This window comes from Leptolyngbya sp. CCY15150, assembly GCF_016888135.1.
Lineage (GTDB): Bacteria > Cyanobacteriota > Cyanobacteriia > RECH01 > RECH01 > RECH01.
The window spans coordinates 1-15,561 of record NZ_JACSWB010000117.1 but is presented as its reverse complement, the minus strand read 5'-3'; the positions used below and the strand labels follow the sequence as shown (position 1 = coordinate 15,561).

The 15,561-nt window shown below is 54.8% G+C and carries 18 protein-coding genes and 1 pseudogene; 7 read left to right on the top strand and 12 right to left on the bottom strand.

What is annotated here, in order from left to right:
- Positions 1-416, top strand: a pseudogene (locus tag JUJ53_RS02030) (hypothetical protein); the annotation flags it as partial.
- Positions 417-440: 24 nt separating this feature from the next.
- Here the strand turns inward: JUJ53_RS02030 and JUJ53_RS02025 are convergent.
- From JUJ53_RS02025 to JUJ53_RS02005, 5 genes are all read right to left on the bottom strand, one after another.
- Positions 441-1,070 (bottom strand): hypothetical protein, encoded by a 630-nt coding sequence (locus JUJ53_RS02025; protein WP_204150316.1) that lies wholly within the window; start codon positions 1,068-1,070, stop codon positions 441-443.
- 1 nt (position 1,071) lies between these two features.
- Positions 1,072-4,368 (bottom strand): tetratricopeptide repeat protein, encoded by a 3,297-nt coding sequence (locus JUJ53_RS02020; protein ID WP_204150315.1) that lies wholly within the window; start codon positions 4,366-4,368, stop codon positions 1,072-1,074.
- The gene (locus JUJ53_RS02015; RefSeq protein WP_204150314.1) at positions 4,365-4,697 is read right to left on the bottom strand and encodes a hypothetical protein; all 333 of its coding nucleotides are present in this window, start codon (positions 4,695-4,697) and stop codon (positions 4,365-4,367) included. Before JUJ53_RS02015 ends, JUJ53_RS02020 begins: the two co-directional genes overlap by 4 nt.
- Before the next feature lie 129 nt (positions 4,698-4,826).
- The gene (locus JUJ53_RS02010; protein ID WP_239124700.1) at positions 4,827-5,960 is read right to left on the bottom strand and encodes an MFS transporter; all 1,134 of its coding nucleotides are present in this window, start codon (positions 5,958-5,960) and stop codon (positions 4,827-4,829) included.
- Between the two features lie 423 nt (positions 5,961-6,383).
- Positions 6,384-6,935, bottom strand: a complete 552-nt coding sequence (locus JUJ53_RS02005) for a TetR/AcrR family transcriptional regulator (RefSeq protein ID WP_204150313.1) — start codon at positions 6,933-6,935, stop codon at positions 6,384-6,386.
- A gap of 114 nt (positions 6,936-7,049) precedes the next feature.
- Here JUJ53_RS02005 and JUJ53_RS02000 point away from each other — a divergent pair, with 114 nt between their 5' ends.
- Positions 7,050-8,042, top strand: a complete 993-nt coding sequence (locus tag JUJ53_RS02000) for an NAD(P)/FAD-dependent oxidoreductase (protein ID WP_204150312.1) — start codon at positions 7,050-7,052, stop codon at positions 8,040-8,042.
- Positions 8,043-8,545: 503 nt separating this feature from the next.
- Here JUJ53_RS02000 and JUJ53_RS01995 read toward each other — a convergent pair.
- From JUJ53_RS01995 to JUJ53_RS01985, 3 genes are read right to left on the bottom strand one after another with little or no spacing between them, the layout of a single operon-like run.
- Positions 8,546-9,031 carry an SDR family NAD(P)-dependent oxidoreductase gene (locus JUJ53_RS01995; RefSeq protein WP_239124699.1) on the bottom strand — a complete coding sequence of 162 codons (486 nt, stop codon included), beginning with the start codon at positions 9,029-9,031 and terminating at the stop codon, positions 8,546-8,548.
- Positions 9,021-9,455 (bottom strand): hypothetical protein, encoded by a 435-nt coding sequence (locus JUJ53_RS01990; protein ID WP_204150311.1) that lies wholly within the window; start codon positions 9,453-9,455, stop codon positions 9,021-9,023. Before JUJ53_RS01990 ends, JUJ53_RS01995 begins: the two co-directional genes overlap by 11 nt.
- A gap of 2 nt (positions 9,456-9,457) precedes the next feature.
- Complete coding sequence (locus JUJ53_RS01985) at positions 9,458-10,144, bottom strand: GNAT family N-acetyltransferase (protein WP_204150310.1); 687 nt, start codon at positions 10,142-10,144, stop codon at positions 9,458-9,460.
- Between the two features lie 115 nt (positions 10,145-10,259).
- Between JUJ53_RS01985 and JUJ53_RS01980 the strand changes: the two genes are divergently transcribed.
- Complete coding sequence (locus JUJ53_RS01980) at positions 10,260-10,847, top strand: TetR/AcrR family transcriptional regulator (protein WP_204150309.1); 588 nt, start codon at positions 10,260-10,262, stop codon at positions 10,845-10,847.
- Between the two features lie 294 nt (positions 10,848-11,141).
- Here the strand turns inward: JUJ53_RS01980 and JUJ53_RS24985 are convergent, their stop codons facing one another.
- From JUJ53_RS24985 to JUJ53_RS01970, 3 genes are read right to left on the bottom strand one after another with little or no spacing between them, the layout of a single operon-like run.
- Positions 11,142-11,273: a hypothetical protein gene (locus tag JUJ53_RS24985; RefSeq protein ID WP_275415715.1), complete on the bottom strand. Its 132-nt coding sequence runs from the start codon at positions 11,271-11,273 to the stop codon at positions 11,142-11,144.
- Positions 11,270-11,899, bottom strand: a complete 630-nt coding sequence (locus tag JUJ53_RS01975) for a hypothetical protein (protein ID WP_204150308.1) — start codon at positions 11,897-11,899, stop codon at positions 11,270-11,272. The genes JUJ53_RS24985 and JUJ53_RS01975 overlap by 4 nt, the downstream gene beginning before the upstream one ends.
- Positions 11,896-12,543, bottom strand: a complete 648-nt coding sequence (locus tag JUJ53_RS01970; RefSeq protein ID WP_204150307.1) for a hypothetical protein — start codon at positions 12,541-12,543, stop codon at positions 11,896-11,898. The genes JUJ53_RS01975 and JUJ53_RS01970 overlap by 4 nt, the downstream gene beginning before the upstream one ends.
- Positions 12,544-12,734: 191 nt before the next feature.
- Between JUJ53_RS01970 and JUJ53_RS01965 the strand changes: the two genes are divergently transcribed.
- The 4 genes from JUJ53_RS01965 (at position 12,735) to JUJ53_RS01950 (ending at position 14,658) form a co-directional block, all read left to right on the top strand.
- Positions 12,735-12,956: a hypothetical protein gene (locus JUJ53_RS01965; protein ID WP_204150306.1), complete on the top strand. Its 222-nt coding sequence runs from the start codon at positions 12,735-12,737 to the stop codon at positions 12,954-12,956.
- Positions 12,949-13,275 carry a GNAT family N-acetyltransferase gene (locus JUJ53_RS01960; protein ID WP_343327873.1) on the top strand — a complete coding sequence of 109 codons (327 nt, stop codon included), beginning with the start codon at positions 12,949-12,951 and terminating at the stop codon, positions 13,273-13,275. Before JUJ53_RS01965 ends, JUJ53_RS01960 begins: the two co-directional genes overlap by 8 nt.
- 80 nt (positions 13,276-13,355) lie before the next feature.
- Positions 13,356-13,967: a transglutaminase-like domain-containing protein gene (locus JUJ53_RS01955; RefSeq protein WP_204150305.1), complete on the top strand. Its 612-nt coding sequence runs from the start codon at positions 13,356-13,358 to the stop codon at positions 13,965-13,967.
- A gap of 31 nt (positions 13,968-13,998) precedes the next feature.
- Positions 13,999-14,658, top strand: coding sequence for a pyridoxamine 5'-phosphate oxidase family protein (locus JUJ53_RS01950; RefSeq protein WP_204150304.1), 660 nt, complete (start codon positions 13,999-14,001; stop codon positions 14,656-14,658).
- 187 nt (positions 14,659-14,845) lie between these two features.
- On the opposite strand, the gene JUJ53_RS01945 is transcribed toward JUJ53_RS01950, so the two are convergent.
- The gene (locus tag JUJ53_RS01945) at positions 14,846-15,499 is read right to left on the bottom strand and encodes a hypothetical protein (protein WP_204150303.1); all 654 of its coding nucleotides are present in this window, start codon (positions 15,497-15,499) and stop codon (positions 14,846-14,848) included.
- Between the last annotated feature and the right edge of the window lie 62 nt (positions 15,500-15,561).

Here is a 15,561-nt window from a genome sequence, read left to right as displayed (position 1 = left end):
GGCTGATTTTCGGGCTGATTTTCGGGCTGAGTGTCGGGCTGATTTTCGGGCTGATTTTCGGGCTGAGTGGTTCAGAAATGTTGATTGAAGACAAAAAAGTGCCCAATCAAGGAATATGGCTTTCTCTTCGTTCTGGACTAATTTTCGGGCTGAGTTTCGGGCTGAGTGTCGGGCTGATTTTCGGGCTGATTTTCGGGCTGAGTGTCGGGCTGAGTGTCGGGCTAGATGCGGTCATACAGCACGTTAGTCTCCGCTTTGTTCTCCATCGTGCAGGTGTCGCTCCTTGGAACTATGCATGTTTTCTAGAACATGCTGAAAACCATCGCTTCATCCAGCGGGTCGGCGGTCGCTATCGGTTTGTGCATGACCTGTTAAGGACGCGCTTTGCTGAGCGGTATCAAGCATTGGAGCGGTAACTTGGCAGGGATAGAGCGTTGTTCTTAGGTCATGGCGATCGCTCTTGATGAGGTGATTAATTTTGCGGGCGATCGCTCTTGATGAGGTGCTGGGTTTTGTGGGCGATCGCTCTTGATGGGGTGAAGGGTTGTGTGGGCGATCGCTCTTGATGGGGTGCTGGGTTGTGCGGGCGATCGCTTTTGATGTAGTGATTGCTTTTGCGGGCGATCGCTCTTGATGAGGTGAAGGGTTTTGCGGGCGATCGCTCTTGATAGAGTGATGGGTTTTGTAGGCGATCGCTCTTGATGAGGTGATAGGTTTTGCGGGCGATCGCTCTTGATGGGGTAATGGGTTTTGCGGGCGATCGCTCTTGATGGGGTGATTAGTTTTGCGGGCGATCGCTCTTGATGGAGTGGTTGCTTTTGTGGGCGATCGCTCTTGATGGAGTGATGGGTTTTGTGGGCGATCGCTCTGGATGGGGTGACTGGTTTTGCGGGCGATCGCTCTTGATGAGGTGACTGGTTTTGTGGGCGATCGCTCTTGATGAGGTGATGGGTTTTGCGGGCGATCGCTCTCGATGTAGTCATGGATTTTGCGAGCGATCGCTCTTGATTGAAGCGATCGCGATCGCGCCTATAAAACTCTGGTTTGGACGTCCCCCTTATCCAAAGCATCCTATTCCCCCTCCGCCATCTGCTGAATCCGCTCCATCAACCGTCGGGAATTAGCGGCTTCAGGTGAGCCAATCCGCTCCAAAATTTCAGCAGACTCCTGCAAACAGCGAATCCCTGTCTCATAGTCTTGCTGGGCACTCGCTGCTAACCAGCCCAGCCATTGCAGCGTCATCGCTTTCCCCTGCGCATTGCCGATCTGCTCTTCGATGACTAAGGACTGCTGGAAGAGAGCGATCGCCCCCGATACATCCCCCTGGTTGGCTTTGAGCCTGCCCATTTCGTGCAGCGTGGCGGCTTTCCCCTGCGCATTGCCGATCTGCTCTTTGATGGCTAAGGACTGCTGGAAGAGGGCGATCGCCCCCGAAACATCCCCCTGATTGGCTTTGAGCCTGCCCATTTCGTGCAGCGTGGCGGCTTTCCCCTGCGCATCCCCGATCTGCTCTTTGATGTCTAAGGACTGCTCGTAGAGGGCGATCGCCCCCGATACATCCCCCTGGTTGGCTTTGAGCCTGCCCATTTCGTGCAGCGTGGCGGCTTTCCCCTGCACATTGCCGATCCGCTCTTTGATGTCTAAGGACTGCTCGTAGAGGGCGATCGCCCCCGAAACATCCCCCTGATTGGCTTTGAGCCTGCCCATTTCGTGCAGCGTGGCGGCTTTCCCCAGCGCATCCCCGATCTGCTCTGTAATGACTAAGGACTGCTGGAAGAGGGCGATCGCCCCCGATACATCCCCCTGGTTGGCTTTGAGCATGGCATAGTGATGATTGATAGACGCCAGTTCTGCCTCGTCCTCTGCTGGACAAAGCTGAAGTGCTTTTTCATAGTGTCGTACTGCTGCTTCAACGTTTCCCAAGCGTTGCTCAGAAAAGGCGAGGTCTTTGAGGAACCTGTAGTCTTCAATGACAGGAATCGTTGATTTGCAGAGAGCTACTGCCTCCCGATAGCGACTCTTATTCCGCCAATGTCCAGCGAGGTGGCTCACAATGGTTGCGGCAACCTCCCCAACCTTTCCAGCCAATGCCAAACGATGAATCTCTAGCTTCTGCGCTTCGGTCGATCGCTCTGCCTCTTCCCACCACAGCCGATACAGCACCCCTGCGGCCTTGGCCGCCAGCGCTTCATCCGTTGCAACCGCCAACGGCAACACCCTCGGCACCCGCACGGGCAAATCCGGCTGGGTCGGGTCGGGGTCGGGGCTGTCTGTTTCCAGCAGTCCCAGCGCCAGCGCCCTGCCAATCAAACCATCCAACCCGCTAATGTCGTCGCAGACGTCCCGCAGCGCCTCTAGGGGAACCGGCAACTCAAACACCCGCCCCCGCTGTAACAGGTTCCGCATCGTATCATCCATCTGGGCCAGCAGCGCCGCCGCCAACACCTGTTCCCGCAGCTCCTGATTGTCCTCGGCTTCCAGCCGGGTCAGCACCGCATCCACATCCACCCCAGTCGCGGTGCTGCGCCCATCCGCCCCGGTCAACACCTTATCCAGCCATTCCACCAATCGAGGATTCCCATCCGCCAACCGCAAGGCCCGCGCTTGCTGCGCCGCTGGCACCGGACTGTTCTGACCAAATGCCACAAGCTGACTACATTTCTTCTGCCAGTCGCCGTCGTTGAACTTGGCAATGGGCTGATGAAACCATTGATGCCAGCGCGAAAACTGAAACTCATAGCGGCAGGTGATCAACAGCCGATGGGGGGCATGGCAGTCGGTGATGGCATCCATCAACGCCCCCAGCCAGGCCGCCACCCCAGGCTTCAGCGTCGTGCAGTCCGCCTCTAGGTTTTGCTCAAAATCATCCAACACCAACAGCAGCGGCTTCGGTGGGTTGGGCTGCTCCTCCAATGCCCGAAAGACCCGCCGCAGCCGATACGTCAACTCCTCTTGGTCATCGGTCACCATCTGCCGCAGCGTTGGGTCATCCAGCCAGGCCGCCAGCTTGCTCGTCAGCGCCGGTTCATCCACCGCCCCCACCCACACCCGCCGATCCATATCCGGCAATCGGTCACATATCCGCGCCGCCAAACTGCTCTTGCCATAGCCGCCCATCCCCGTAATCACCACCCCCAGTTCTTCGGCACTGGGATCACGCAAGACTCGCAAGCAACGCTGCAACGGTCGCCGCCGCCCCACAAAGCTCTCCCGCGTCGCCACCTTCACCCGCCCCTCCATGTCTAAAAAGGTGCTGGACACCGACGGCTTAGGGGCTGGGTGCCGTCCCCGCGTGCGCAGCGGCGTCACCAGCGCCGCCGGCAGCGTATTCGCCACATACAGCCGCAGCAGATGCCAGTCCCGTGCCTGATCCTTGAGCAACTGCTGCACCGTCAACGCCATCGCCGCCGGCAGCGACTTCGCCGAAGCCAACGCCTGGTACAGTGCCGCTGCCGCCGCCGTGCCGTCGGTATCCAACACCGGACGACCCCAGCCCAATACCGCATCCGCCCCCGCTGCAATCAACCCCTCCGCCAACGACGGCACATCGCCCCGCCCCATCCGCTGCCCCGTCCGACAGCCCGACAGAAACAGCAGCCGAGGAAAGCGATAGCCAAACACATCGGCAATGTCTTCTGCTGTGGCATCTAGGCGATCGCCCACATCCGTCTCCGTCAAAAAGACAGGACTGGCATCCCTGTGGCCCGCGTGCCCCGTCACATGCACCACATCAAAGGTGTCTTGCGGATAGCTCTCATACAGATCCTTAAGTTCCGTCAGACAGCCACTCTCCTCCACCTGCAAAAACAACGGCTGCTTTGCCGTCGCGCTCAGAATGCGGGCTTCCTCCTGCTCAAAATTAAGCTCCGGCTGCACCCCCTCCGGTGCCGTCGCCATAAACAACACATTCAGCGCCCGATTCGGCACGGGCGTATCATCCGGCCGCAGCGGCACCGGATCATCCGGGTCAGTCCACCACCGCAGCGGCACCACCGTCGGGCGCTTCTTCGCCACCAAAAAATCATGACCATCATGCAACACCTCCCACGGCAAATGGGCCAGCCGTCCCGTCACCGCGATCGCCAACGCCACCAATGGGTCACGCCGTTGCCGCAGCGTCCGCTCCAGCCAGCGATCGCTCCCATCCAGCCATCGATACAGCCGCTGCCCCGTGGTTGCATAGTCCTCCTGCAACACCGTCGGGTAATAATCCCGCTCCATCACCGCGATCAAATCCTCAATTTCAGCCAGCGGCAGCGATCGCGGCTCATGCCGATTCAGATTCTCCCAGCCATACCGCAACGTCACATGGGCATCGCCAGTCGATCGCAGATCGATATGCAGAACTGGTACAGCATCGGCAATCATTTGGCAAAAGGCTTTAGGGCATTGCTAATGTCTTCAATCGTGGCATCTTCCAACAGTAAACGGCTAGTCTTCGTCACAATCAGCACCTTCTCGATCCGCGCTTGACTATCCTTCGTGCGATAGCTCTGGTGCCACCTGTGCAGCTTCTCCCCAATCGTCATCGCCCCCACCGTAATGGCAACCACCGTCCCGACCACCGCCAGCGTCCCGCCATCTTTACTCACCGACTCATCAACCTGATAGCTTCCCTCAATCCCTTCCATGCTGAACAGTTCCGCCGCCGCCGCTTCCGCGCCCGCACCCGCGATCGCAATTTGTACTTCTGCCATGCCGTCCGCTCCTTGCGACTGGTTTCCTAACAGGTGTAGCAAATCCCAGCCCCAAATCCAACAACAATGGGCGATCGCCCTTCTCACTCAAGGGCAATTGAGAGAGGCGATCGCCGCTTACCAAAATCGCTACCAAAATAGGCCAATCAATAGCGCAATTGGGGAAACCATCAAAATCCACATCGCACTTTCTAGACCGATTTGCTGAGCCACAAAACCCAACCCTAACGGCGCTAAACTTCCGACTAACCCAAATAGGTTGTTGAGAGTCATGACGGTGCCGCTTTGAGCAGGCATTGCCGTGTACAGTTTCCCCTGCAAAATGGAGAACCATCCGGCATTGAGGAAACCCAAACAGCCAAGCAGGGCAAACTTCACCGTCGGATCAGGAACCAGCAAAAAAGCAGGATACAGACATAAGACCAGGCTGACGCTCACTCGCAGATACGATAATCCTCGAACTCTCTCTAGCAAAGGAACCAAGAGAAAATCTCCGAGTAACCCAAAGCCTAACCAAGCGGCGATCGCCACACTCACATCAGCCGTGCTAGCCCCCACAACATTGACAAAATAAAGCGCCACAAACCCCGCCAACACGTCTAGCATCAGATCGGAACATTGCAGCAAGATCAGCCAACGAACGACAGACGATCGCTTTAATGCCTGAATTGCATTGCGAAACCCATCGTTGAAACAAGGGGTTGATGGCTCATCATGAGAAACCGTGGCAACCGTCATCGGGTAGTTCCACAGCTTCACTAACAATAATCCGGTCAGCACCGCGATCACGAAAAATGCGCCGCGCCAACTTTGATGAATGGCGATCGCCCCAGCCAACATCACGGGGCCAATGACATTACCCAGCGAGCCAGCCAAGACCCAGCGAGCCATGTTTTGCTCGTGGCGAGTTGGGTCAAGATCCATCAACGTCGCTTGGCACAAATTGACAAAGCTCCCCGAAGCCGGAGCTAGGATGATGAATCCCGCCAGAAATAAGGGAAAATCTTGACTCACGGTGATGAGAAGGAGGGCGATCACAAACCCGATGCCTCCAGCCAAAATCAAGGGTCGTCGCTGTCCCACATCACCCCAAATCCCGACAATAGGTTCGATCAGGTTAGCGATGAGATTGGGAAGGGTCAGCACCAGCCCCACCTGCACGTAAGAAAGGCGTAAATCTTGACTAATCAGGGGCCAAGCCCCCACCATCACCCCGCAAACCAATTCATCGAGTAGCTCAATGGCCAGAAAAATGAGGGTCATCCTCATCATTGTTCTGACGGTTTTCGTCTTATTCATCAATCGCATCGTGGAATTCTCCTGCTCTTCAAAACATCTGGCCTGCGCAAATCTGGTCATGGCACGGGTCAGGGAGGAGGAATCCACGAACAAAAGCTCTGCCTTACCCCTCTTAAAGAGATCTGTAAGGCAGAGAATTGCTGCGTTTGGAGTTTAGAAAGTTACCAGGGTGGGAAATTCATCACACTGTCGGGGGATAACAACCAATAAAGATGCTTGTAGTGTAATGTAACACGCCAGCTTCTTTTTGGGTTTTAGAAAAACGTTGTGATGCTGTTGGCAACGATAACGTGCAGAATGCCTGCCAATCGGCAAAAATCGACGCAGCCGCGCAGCCTACGAATTCAGGCACAAGCAGCAGAGAAAGTGATTTTGCCCTGACCAGATTTAAGGACACTCACTCGTTAACTGCTGGGGCAACGCCTTAATAACCCGCTGAAACAGAGAAGGATCGTCGAGTCCTTGAGCGGCCATCAGCGATCCCTGAATCAGGATGATGGCATGTTCGCCGCGTTGCCGAGCGAGGGTTTCATCCATACCCGATTCGACTAAGACAGTGGCGATCGCCCCAATCCATTTGTCTAACGCTGCTTTGATGTGAGGGTGAAACGCTTCTCGCCCGGTGCCAACCTGCAAAATAGCCAGTAAGCAAGGTTGGGTTCCTTCGCCATAAAGATCATTGATGCGATCGCACATTGTCTGCAACCGCTCGAACTCACTGCCTTCACTGGCAAGGGGCTGCAACACATTTTCTTCAACCCAGTCATCCGCATAATTCAACACCGATTTCACCATGGCATCTTTGCCGCCAGGGAAATGGTGATACAGGCTGGCTTTGCCTAGCCCGGTCGCCTCAGAGATTTTGGACAGGGTTGCACCGTCATAACCATATTGCCGAAATACCCCAAACAAACAGGGAATGAAAGCTTCCTTGGACATTTCAAACCTTTTTGAATGTGACTGTTGACATTATACCGATCGTTCGGTACAGTCTAAATATACCGAACGATCGGTACAAAACAGCATTAAGCGTTCATTCCTTGGGAGGTTTCTATGCAGTTAACAAAACAAGCTCTCAGTCAACGCACCGATCACGTTTACGATGTCTTGGTCGTTGGGGGCGGTGCAGCCGGACTTTCGGCTGGCATTTATCTCCAGCGCTATCTTTTATCCACGCTGATGATCGATAAAGGCAAAGCCCGTTCGTTTTGGATGCAAGAGTTGCACAATTATCTCGGGTTGCCCTCCGATACGCCGGGTCGAGAGGTTCTGAAGCAAGGCAAAGATCACTACCTGTCCCTCGATGGCGACTATCTCCATGCTTATGTGGAAGAGGTGATTGACGAAGGCGAAACCTTTGCGGTGCGGGTGCGCGTAGGTCGTCAAAACCCGACCTACGAAGTGTTTCGCAGTCGTTATCTGATTGCGGCTAGCGGCATCATCGATCACCTGCCGCAGCTCTCAAACATGAAAAATGTGTTTGACTATGCGGGCTACAACTTACATGTATGTCTGATCTGCGACGGCTACGAGATGCGCGATCAGCGGGCGGGAGTTTTTGGCAGCAATGAATCGAGTCTAGACGTGGCGTTTTCGTTGGGCTGGTTTACCCCGCATATCACGGTATTCACCAACGGCGCGTTTGAAGTTGGCCCAGAGTTGCGCGATCGCCTGACTCAAAAGGGCTACACCTTGAATGAGCAGCCGATTCACCAGTTCCTTGGCGAAAACCATCAGATGTCTGGGGTAGAGTTGGCAGACGGTTCTGTCGTGGAACTGGATGCCGGACTGATCTCAATGGGGTCGAAATATCATGCCGATTATCTCAACGGCATTGACCTCGACTACCAAGGCGGCAACGTGGTGACCGACACGATGAATCGCACGTCTCACCCTCGAATTTTTGCCGTGGGTGATCTGAAAGTGGGCATGAATCAAGTCATCGTTGCGGCTTCAGATGGGGCGTTGGCCGCCACCCAAATTTGGCGTGATATTCGCCGCAGTGAAGGGACTCGACGGGTTCCTATGGTCAGCAATGCTGCGTAATAACAGTGCTTTTCAGACGATTTTTGGAGGACATCGCCCTGTTTTTGGGGGTGACCTTCCTGAATTGATACTGGCTCGTGTTGGGTTCAGCGGCGATCGCCAGCGAACTTGCCCTCACTCCAGAGGCGCTATCCCAGTCTTTCTCGCGGTTGCAGACTGAACGGTAGAAACCCTCTAATCTCTCTACGAACCATTCATTCATTTATTGACAGGAATTACTACCATGGCTATCACTCAAGGCGCTCATCATATGGGTCTGATATCAAGTCGGAATGAATAACCATGATATTACTCACCCGAGTTACAACCGGCCGAACGGCTGTGGCCCCTGGTTAATGAGGTGTTAGCCAATCAAGTGTTTGAGTCGATAGAGTCGGCTGAAGACCTGGTTTACCAACGCTGTCAGCGATTGTTGCAGCAGCAAGACCTGATTCGAGATCTCACGTTTTACCATTGGTGGCCAGGGTATGAAAGGGGCACTCATGTCGCTTCATCATGTGCATTCAACCCGACTTGATATTAGAGGCGCTGTTGGCTACTTCTCGCCCCGAAAAGTTATCTCGGCCCGAGAGAGCGCCCATGACGATGATTTTGGGATTGGGCGATCGCCGCAGGGCAGGCAACAGCGCCTTCACCAGCCGGATCGGGGCCACTAAATTCACTGCAATCACGCGGGTAATGTCGTCATCGGAGCAGTCTTCAAAGCGGTACTGGGAAGTAAAGGCGTGGGTTTCCCAGGTGCCGCCCATGTAGAGGAGCGCATCAAGGGGGGCATCACCAATGGCCTCGTCCACGGTTGTGATTCCGGCTAGCTCAGACAAGTCAGCCTGAATCCAGTCACCTACGGGGGCCGGAGTGCGGGATACGGTAAGGAGGCGATGGTCACAAACCGACCCTAAGGGGCCATCGCACCTTGCTTGCAAATGCTCGGCTACAGCCAACCCAATGCCGCGACTGGCACCGGCAACTAAAACATTTTCAAACGTCATCAGCATTCTCCTGTTGAGTTGAGGTTGTTCTTGGAATAGCAAGCACTATCAAGGCGGACAGTTCTAGGAGCAAGGCGGCGATCGCCGTTGACGTTAGTTTCAGTAACCAACCATCCTCTACGCCAAACAATCCTGCTACACCACTTAGGTAAGCAGAAATAATATCTGTAAAATCAATGACAATACAGCCAGCCAGCAGGAGCTTGATCGCTGTTTTATCGGCTACGATAACCAACAGAGAGAGCACCATATCTCTGATGGCCCAAGCTCGAATTGCATAGGGCATTTGGGGGTTAGCAGACAGCGAAATGCCAACTTCCTCCATGAACCAAGGTGGATTAGCATAGCCGAAAGCGCTGAGGCTAAACCGAATGATGCACATGAGTCCGATCAGCAAAGCAATGTACCAGTGTTGACCTCTCATGCTTACTCCCTTGACATGCTTAACTTCAGCCCAAACTTAGTCACCCCTGGAAACTCGATGTTGAACTGCTCCGAGAAATAATCGGCATAGAAGGTTTGGTAAGGCTTGAACCCAACCGCTTCGTAGGCGTGACGGGCGCGATCATTGCCGTTGATCACCATGATGCCGGCATGAGAATGTCCCTGGGCTCGCCCCTCCTCCAGCACTGCTTGGAGCAAGGTTTTCCCTAAACCCCGCCCCCGAGCTGCGGGCAGAACGGCTACATTCTCGATAATCCAAGGCGCTTGAGGCGTGAGGAAAAAGGGTGTCAAGTCCCCTCCAAATAGCCCTAAGTAGCGATCGCGAAACAGGGATGTCGTAGCGCTTGACCAATGCAGAGCTTGGGCGATCGCCTCCAACTGAGACAGCCGCAGCGGGCAGTAATCCTCAGGGTTAGGGACATACCCCGCCGCCGCCGCCACAGGTTTACCCTGCTCCTCCAGAACGATAAAGTCATGCACATTGCCCCAGTTCGAGGCATCAGTTCGCAACTCTGCCTCAATAAATGCTAGGGCTGGGGTGTCCGTGCCCTCTAGCAGGTCTTCCCAAAAACAATGGTCGAGGGGTGGCAGTGAAGCCTCGTATTCAATTTGGGTGAGGAAGGGAATATCAGCGCTTGTAGCCTTTCGAGTTGTGAGCAGTATCGACATAACTCCCCTTTGAGGTGATCCCCATAAAAGATACAATCTGTATGTATCTCAAAATAGAGCCTTCCTCTTCGCTCTGTCAAGATGCATACTGTCTGAATGTATGAGTGCGATCGCCATGTCTCCCAAGTTGACCAAAGCCGAGCAAACCCGCCGTACCCGCCGCGTCATTCTAGATCGGGCACGGCATCTGTTTGCCACCCAGGGCTATGCCGCCACCGGCACCGAGGAAATGATCAGGGAATTGGGGATTACCCGGGGGGCGCTGTATCACCAGTTTGGCGACAAGCTGGGGGTATTCAAGGCCGTGGTGATCGAAGCCTATGGCGAAATCACGGCCCACATCCGCACCCGCGTCGAGCCGCTGGACACCAACTGGGAGCAGCTCGTGGTTGGCTGTCAGGCATTTCTAGAAGTTGCTCAGCAGGAGGAGTTGCGACGGCTGGTGTTTATTGAAGCACCCGCTGTTTTGGCGGCAGACACCCTGGTGGAAATTGATCAGGGTGGGTTTGGCTTGCTGCAGGAGTCGATTCAGATTGCGGTAGCGGCGGGAGATCTTAAGGTGGTTGATGCGGAAGGCTTTGCCCATTTGGTGAATGGGTCATTGAATGAATTGGCGGCCTGGGTAGCTCAGTCAGAGGATCCGCAACGGCTGAAAACAGCCCAGCAGTTGATTGAGGTGTTACTGATTCGGCATCAGAACTGAGAATAAGGAGCAAGAGGGTGTTGCTAAGCCAGAGGATGAACCTCTAATCAGGGAACTCTCCTACTCAACTGGCTGAGCAGATATTCCTGAGGTTGGTGCTTGAATTCCGGCCAAGACTAGGGCGATCGCAGATTTGGTGAGTCGCTCAATGGCTTCTGGGGTGAATCACGCAAACTCTAGTCGCACGTTTTGCCTATTCGGCTGTGCAAGGATGCGGCGGGTTTCGGCATCAGTAGACTGCCGGTTTTGGGCGGCTAGGTGCGATCGCAGTGCACTCACAGCCACCGGTTGCGCCTAGGCCCAGTTGGTCTGCTGTACCGTCGGGTCTGCTTGGACAACGCTTACGGTCAGACGATGGGCCAGGGCCACACCCAAAGCCAAGCCGACAGTCATCACGTTCAACGCTTTCCTATTCAATGCTTTCATAGAGACTCCTCAATTCCGGCCTGCTGCCGGATCAACCAAATTCCTGTGGTCAGGCCGTAGGCGGCCCAGCCCAAACCATTCACCAGCCCCACCAGCAGGCTGGGCAAGCTTTGACACAGCAGGGCGCACAGGGCCGCACTCCCCGCCCCCTGCAATGCCCCGCCCAGCAGACTCACCAGCAGCCAGCTCCAGGGCGTTGGCACAACCTGCCCAGTTTGGAATCGACCGTGTTGTTGCAAAATCCATCCCTGGGCCAGGGCCATGCCCATCACGACTAGGGGTTCCCGCACCAAGTTGAGCCAGAAGACCTCCCATAGTCCAAAGGTCTGCCACAGTAGGACTGCCACCGACTGGTAGACTCCGCTCAGCGCTATCACACCCAGGGTGCTCACTATCCAGCCCAGGGCACTAGCAACGGGCCACCACCGAAAGCCACCCTGAGATTTCAGCACCAGCCACTGGGCCGTACCCACAATGGCCCCTGTCAGCACTAGGGTGGCCATAAATTGCAGGCCGTTGTTTTCCAGCAGGCCGACGACAAAGCCGCCGAGGAAATTTGCGCCCACCCAGAAGACGAGAAAACGAGGGATGCTCACTGGGGAGGCGATCGTAGATTGTCGATTCATAGCCGCAGTTCCTCCATGATAGTGGCCAGGTGAGGTTCAAAGGTGGCTAAGTCATTTGCGTCCGAGAAAGACCCGCTGGGGTCGCCGCTGATGACACCAGTGACGAAGACATAGACCCGATCGCCATCGGTGGCCACGTAGCCCACGGTGCGATCAAACACCTTGCCGTTGGGATGGGTGATGGTGTAGCCGTAGCGCAGACCTGGCAAACTGCCGACCCTAGCGGGTTCTGGCGATTCTGCCGAGAACTGAAGGTTGGGATCAGCCCCGGCGCGATCGCTTTCCATCGCTGCGTAGTGATCCGCCACCCAGATTTCGAGAAACTGCCGCTGGGCCGCTGATGTGGGGGGCACTCCCCCTGGCAAATCCGCCGCGCTGAGGGGATGGCTAAAGCGCTCGACAGTGCCGAGAATCTCGCCGTTGGCAGTGACGCAGAGCAGTACCGGATTTTCGCAGGGTTCTACCTGCCAGTTTTCGGGAGCCGAGGTTGGCCCCAAGAGGTCGGCCCAGCCTGTGATCGCACCATCAACCGCAGCGGGCGCTTCTGCTATAGGAGCCGGCGGCGGTGCCCCAGTGCAGGCGGGCAACACCATACAGAACAGAACCATACCGGCCACAATCGGGAGTCGTGGAGAGAATTTCATAATGGTGGGGAAAAAAAGGCATTGGCGGAATTTGCCGTCACTTGATACAAGCAACCCTGCCAAAACCGAGGATAGGGGTAGCCTGTCTTCCCTGACCGATGGCAATTGCCCTGGAACGACGGAAAATAAGGCTATTACGGTACCTCACCGACGACAAGGATGATTCCTGACGCTGGCGGTTAACGTCTATTATGCTGAGTAGCAAGTTGTTTGCCCCTGCTGTTTCCAGAATTGAAACTGCTTACTATCGCAGACCCAACAGTGATGGCGGCCTCTGCCATCAGGTGCTATTGGCAAGCTCTCTAGCCGTGGGGCTATGGGGCGGTAAACCTGACGCCATGATGGTGGTCAAGACTGCAATGCCGTTTGCGATCGCTCCTTCATCACCTGCACTACCGGGCCTTTGTGGCTGAAGTAGAAGAGGCTATTGTCGGCTCTGCGGGAGGGCAGCGGTTCGCCGGGCTGTATCCCTGGATTATCTTCCCCAGCGATCGCCAATACGGCTATATCTGGGGCGTCTATGTGGAGCCTGACTATCGCCATCGGGGCATCGCCACCCGGCTGATCCAGCTTGTGGTGGAGCATTTACAGGGCATTGGCTGCACCAAAGTGGTGCTAAACGCTGCCCCCAAGGCCCGCCCACTCTATCAGCGACTAGGCTTCAGCGACAGCAATTTGATGGAACTCGATCTACAGGAAAAGACAGATAGTAGAAGGCAGAAGGATGAATGAAAGACTGATCAAGCAAGCGATTTATTTGTCTGACATGTTCCACCCAAACAGCTTACAGCTCCAAATTCAACCCAACTACCATGACGCTTTCCCTGATTTCAGAATCCAACCATTTAGCAGACTACCTTGCCCCCTCAGCGGTGATTGACTGGCAACATTCGAGCATTTCGACGTTAGGGAAATCTTTAACCCAGGGCATTTCCTCCGTTCCAGACCAAATCAGGGTGTTGTACGAGTGGGTGCGCGATCGCATTTCCCACACCTGCGACATTGGCGATCCGCGCGTCACCTGCACCGCATCCGAAGTGCTGCACCAGGGCCACGGCTTCTGCTTTGCCAAGGCCCACCTGCTGGCGGCGCTGCTGCGCAGTTGCGGCATTCCCACCGGCTTTTGCTACCAGCGCCTGGTATTCGACGATGCCCAGCCCGACCGATTTACCTTGCACGGCCTGAATGCAGTTTATCTGGTAGAGCTACGCCGCTGGGTGCGATTAGATGCCCGAGGCAATAAACCAGGGGTGCAAGCAGAATTTTGCTGGCATCGCGAACAGCTCGCCTTCCCCATCCGCCCCCGCTGCGGCGAAGTGGACTATCCCAACCTCTATGTCGAGCCGCATCCCAACATCATCACTGCCTTGCAAACCTACTCCACTGCCCAAGCCCTAATCGCCCATCTCCCTGCCACGCTTTAATATCCCTCTCTCTCATTAGGAACTCTCACCCATGGCTCAGTCCTCTACCCCTCGCACCCAAGTCAAACGCGTCCCTCAACGGGCCAGCTACGATCCTCAACAGATCTACGACATTCTCGATGAAGGGCTGATCTGTCATCTGGGCTTTGTTGTCGAAGGGCAACCCTTTGTGATTCCCACCGCCTATGGCCGCTTGGAGGACAAACTCTATATCCACGGTTCCCCCGCTAGCCGGATGCTGCGTACTCTAGATCAAGGAGTGGAGGTGTGCCTGACAGTGACGCTGCTGGATGGGTTGGTGCTAGCGCGATCGGCCTTTCACCACTCGATGAACTACCGCTCGGTGGTGCTGTTTGGCACTGCAACTCGGGTGGATGACCCGACCGAAAAGCTGACGGCGCTCAAGGCGTTTACCGACCATGTGGTGTGCGATCGCTGGGCGGAGGTACGCCCCCCCAACCCCCAGGAATTAGCTGGCACGCTGGTGCTGGCGCTGGCGATCGCTGAAGCCTCGGCTAAGGTACGCACGGGGCCACCGATTGACGCGCCGGAGGATTACGCACTGCCGGTGTGGGCGGGGGAAATTCCACTGCAACTGACGGCGTCGGCTCCGGTGGCTGATGATCGGTGTCTACCTCAATTTGAGGTGCCGAGGTATGCGGTGTCCTATCGGCGAGGTAGGCAGAGTTAATTGGTAGACTTGGCTAACTGTGTAGTTTCAGAAGGGTGCAGAGGCCTATTTGGTGGCGATCGCTGGGCACAGTATCAACCAACCCTTGCTGTTCCATAACGTTCTGCTTCACCTGCCGCCAGTAACTGTTGCGCCTCATCAATAGCCTTAATGCGGTCGGTGTGCAAGCGGATTGTTAGCAAGTAAATTATCTCTGGTATGCAAGTAGCAAAATGTTAGCAGACGGAATATACAACTGAGATAAATCACCATTGATACTACCTCCTATTTGCGACTTTAAATACACATGAGCATCCACATTACGACGAATGTCTGATAACACTGTGATAGCATCCTTAAGAAAAATGCGCTCCACTCTACTAATCTTCGACTTTGCCTCTAGTCTTTCAAGATTGTTCTTATATTTGCCAAGCGTTCCAGTATTGATTTCGTAAGGGTGATTGATATTGAGTCGAGTTAATTCCTGTTGGAACCATACATTAGTTGATACCGATACTCTCGTTCCTTTAATGAATCCATATACTTTCGCTGCTTCAGGTGTTGGTAATTTCTCAGAGCCTGTGACTCCTTTTTTTAGGTGATCATTTTTACTGATAAGTGAAATTTCATTACTTAGAAAAACAGCTTTTATTAGTGCTTCAAATCCTGTTGAAAAGCGCAACCACCATATCCAGTATCCATAAGGATCATTTTCAAGAAGTAATCGTCTTTTTTGTTCTGCATCTGATGTTTCCCGAACTGCGTATACTGATTCGTCAAACTCAAGAATATTCAACCAAATTACCTGATCAATCGCAAAGTTGTATAGGGGAGCATCCCACTTTTGCAAAAACAGTGCCAAGGGGGAGAATAGAAGGGTAGCCCTAGGGATCACTCGCTATGACACCTGAAGACCAAGAGCGC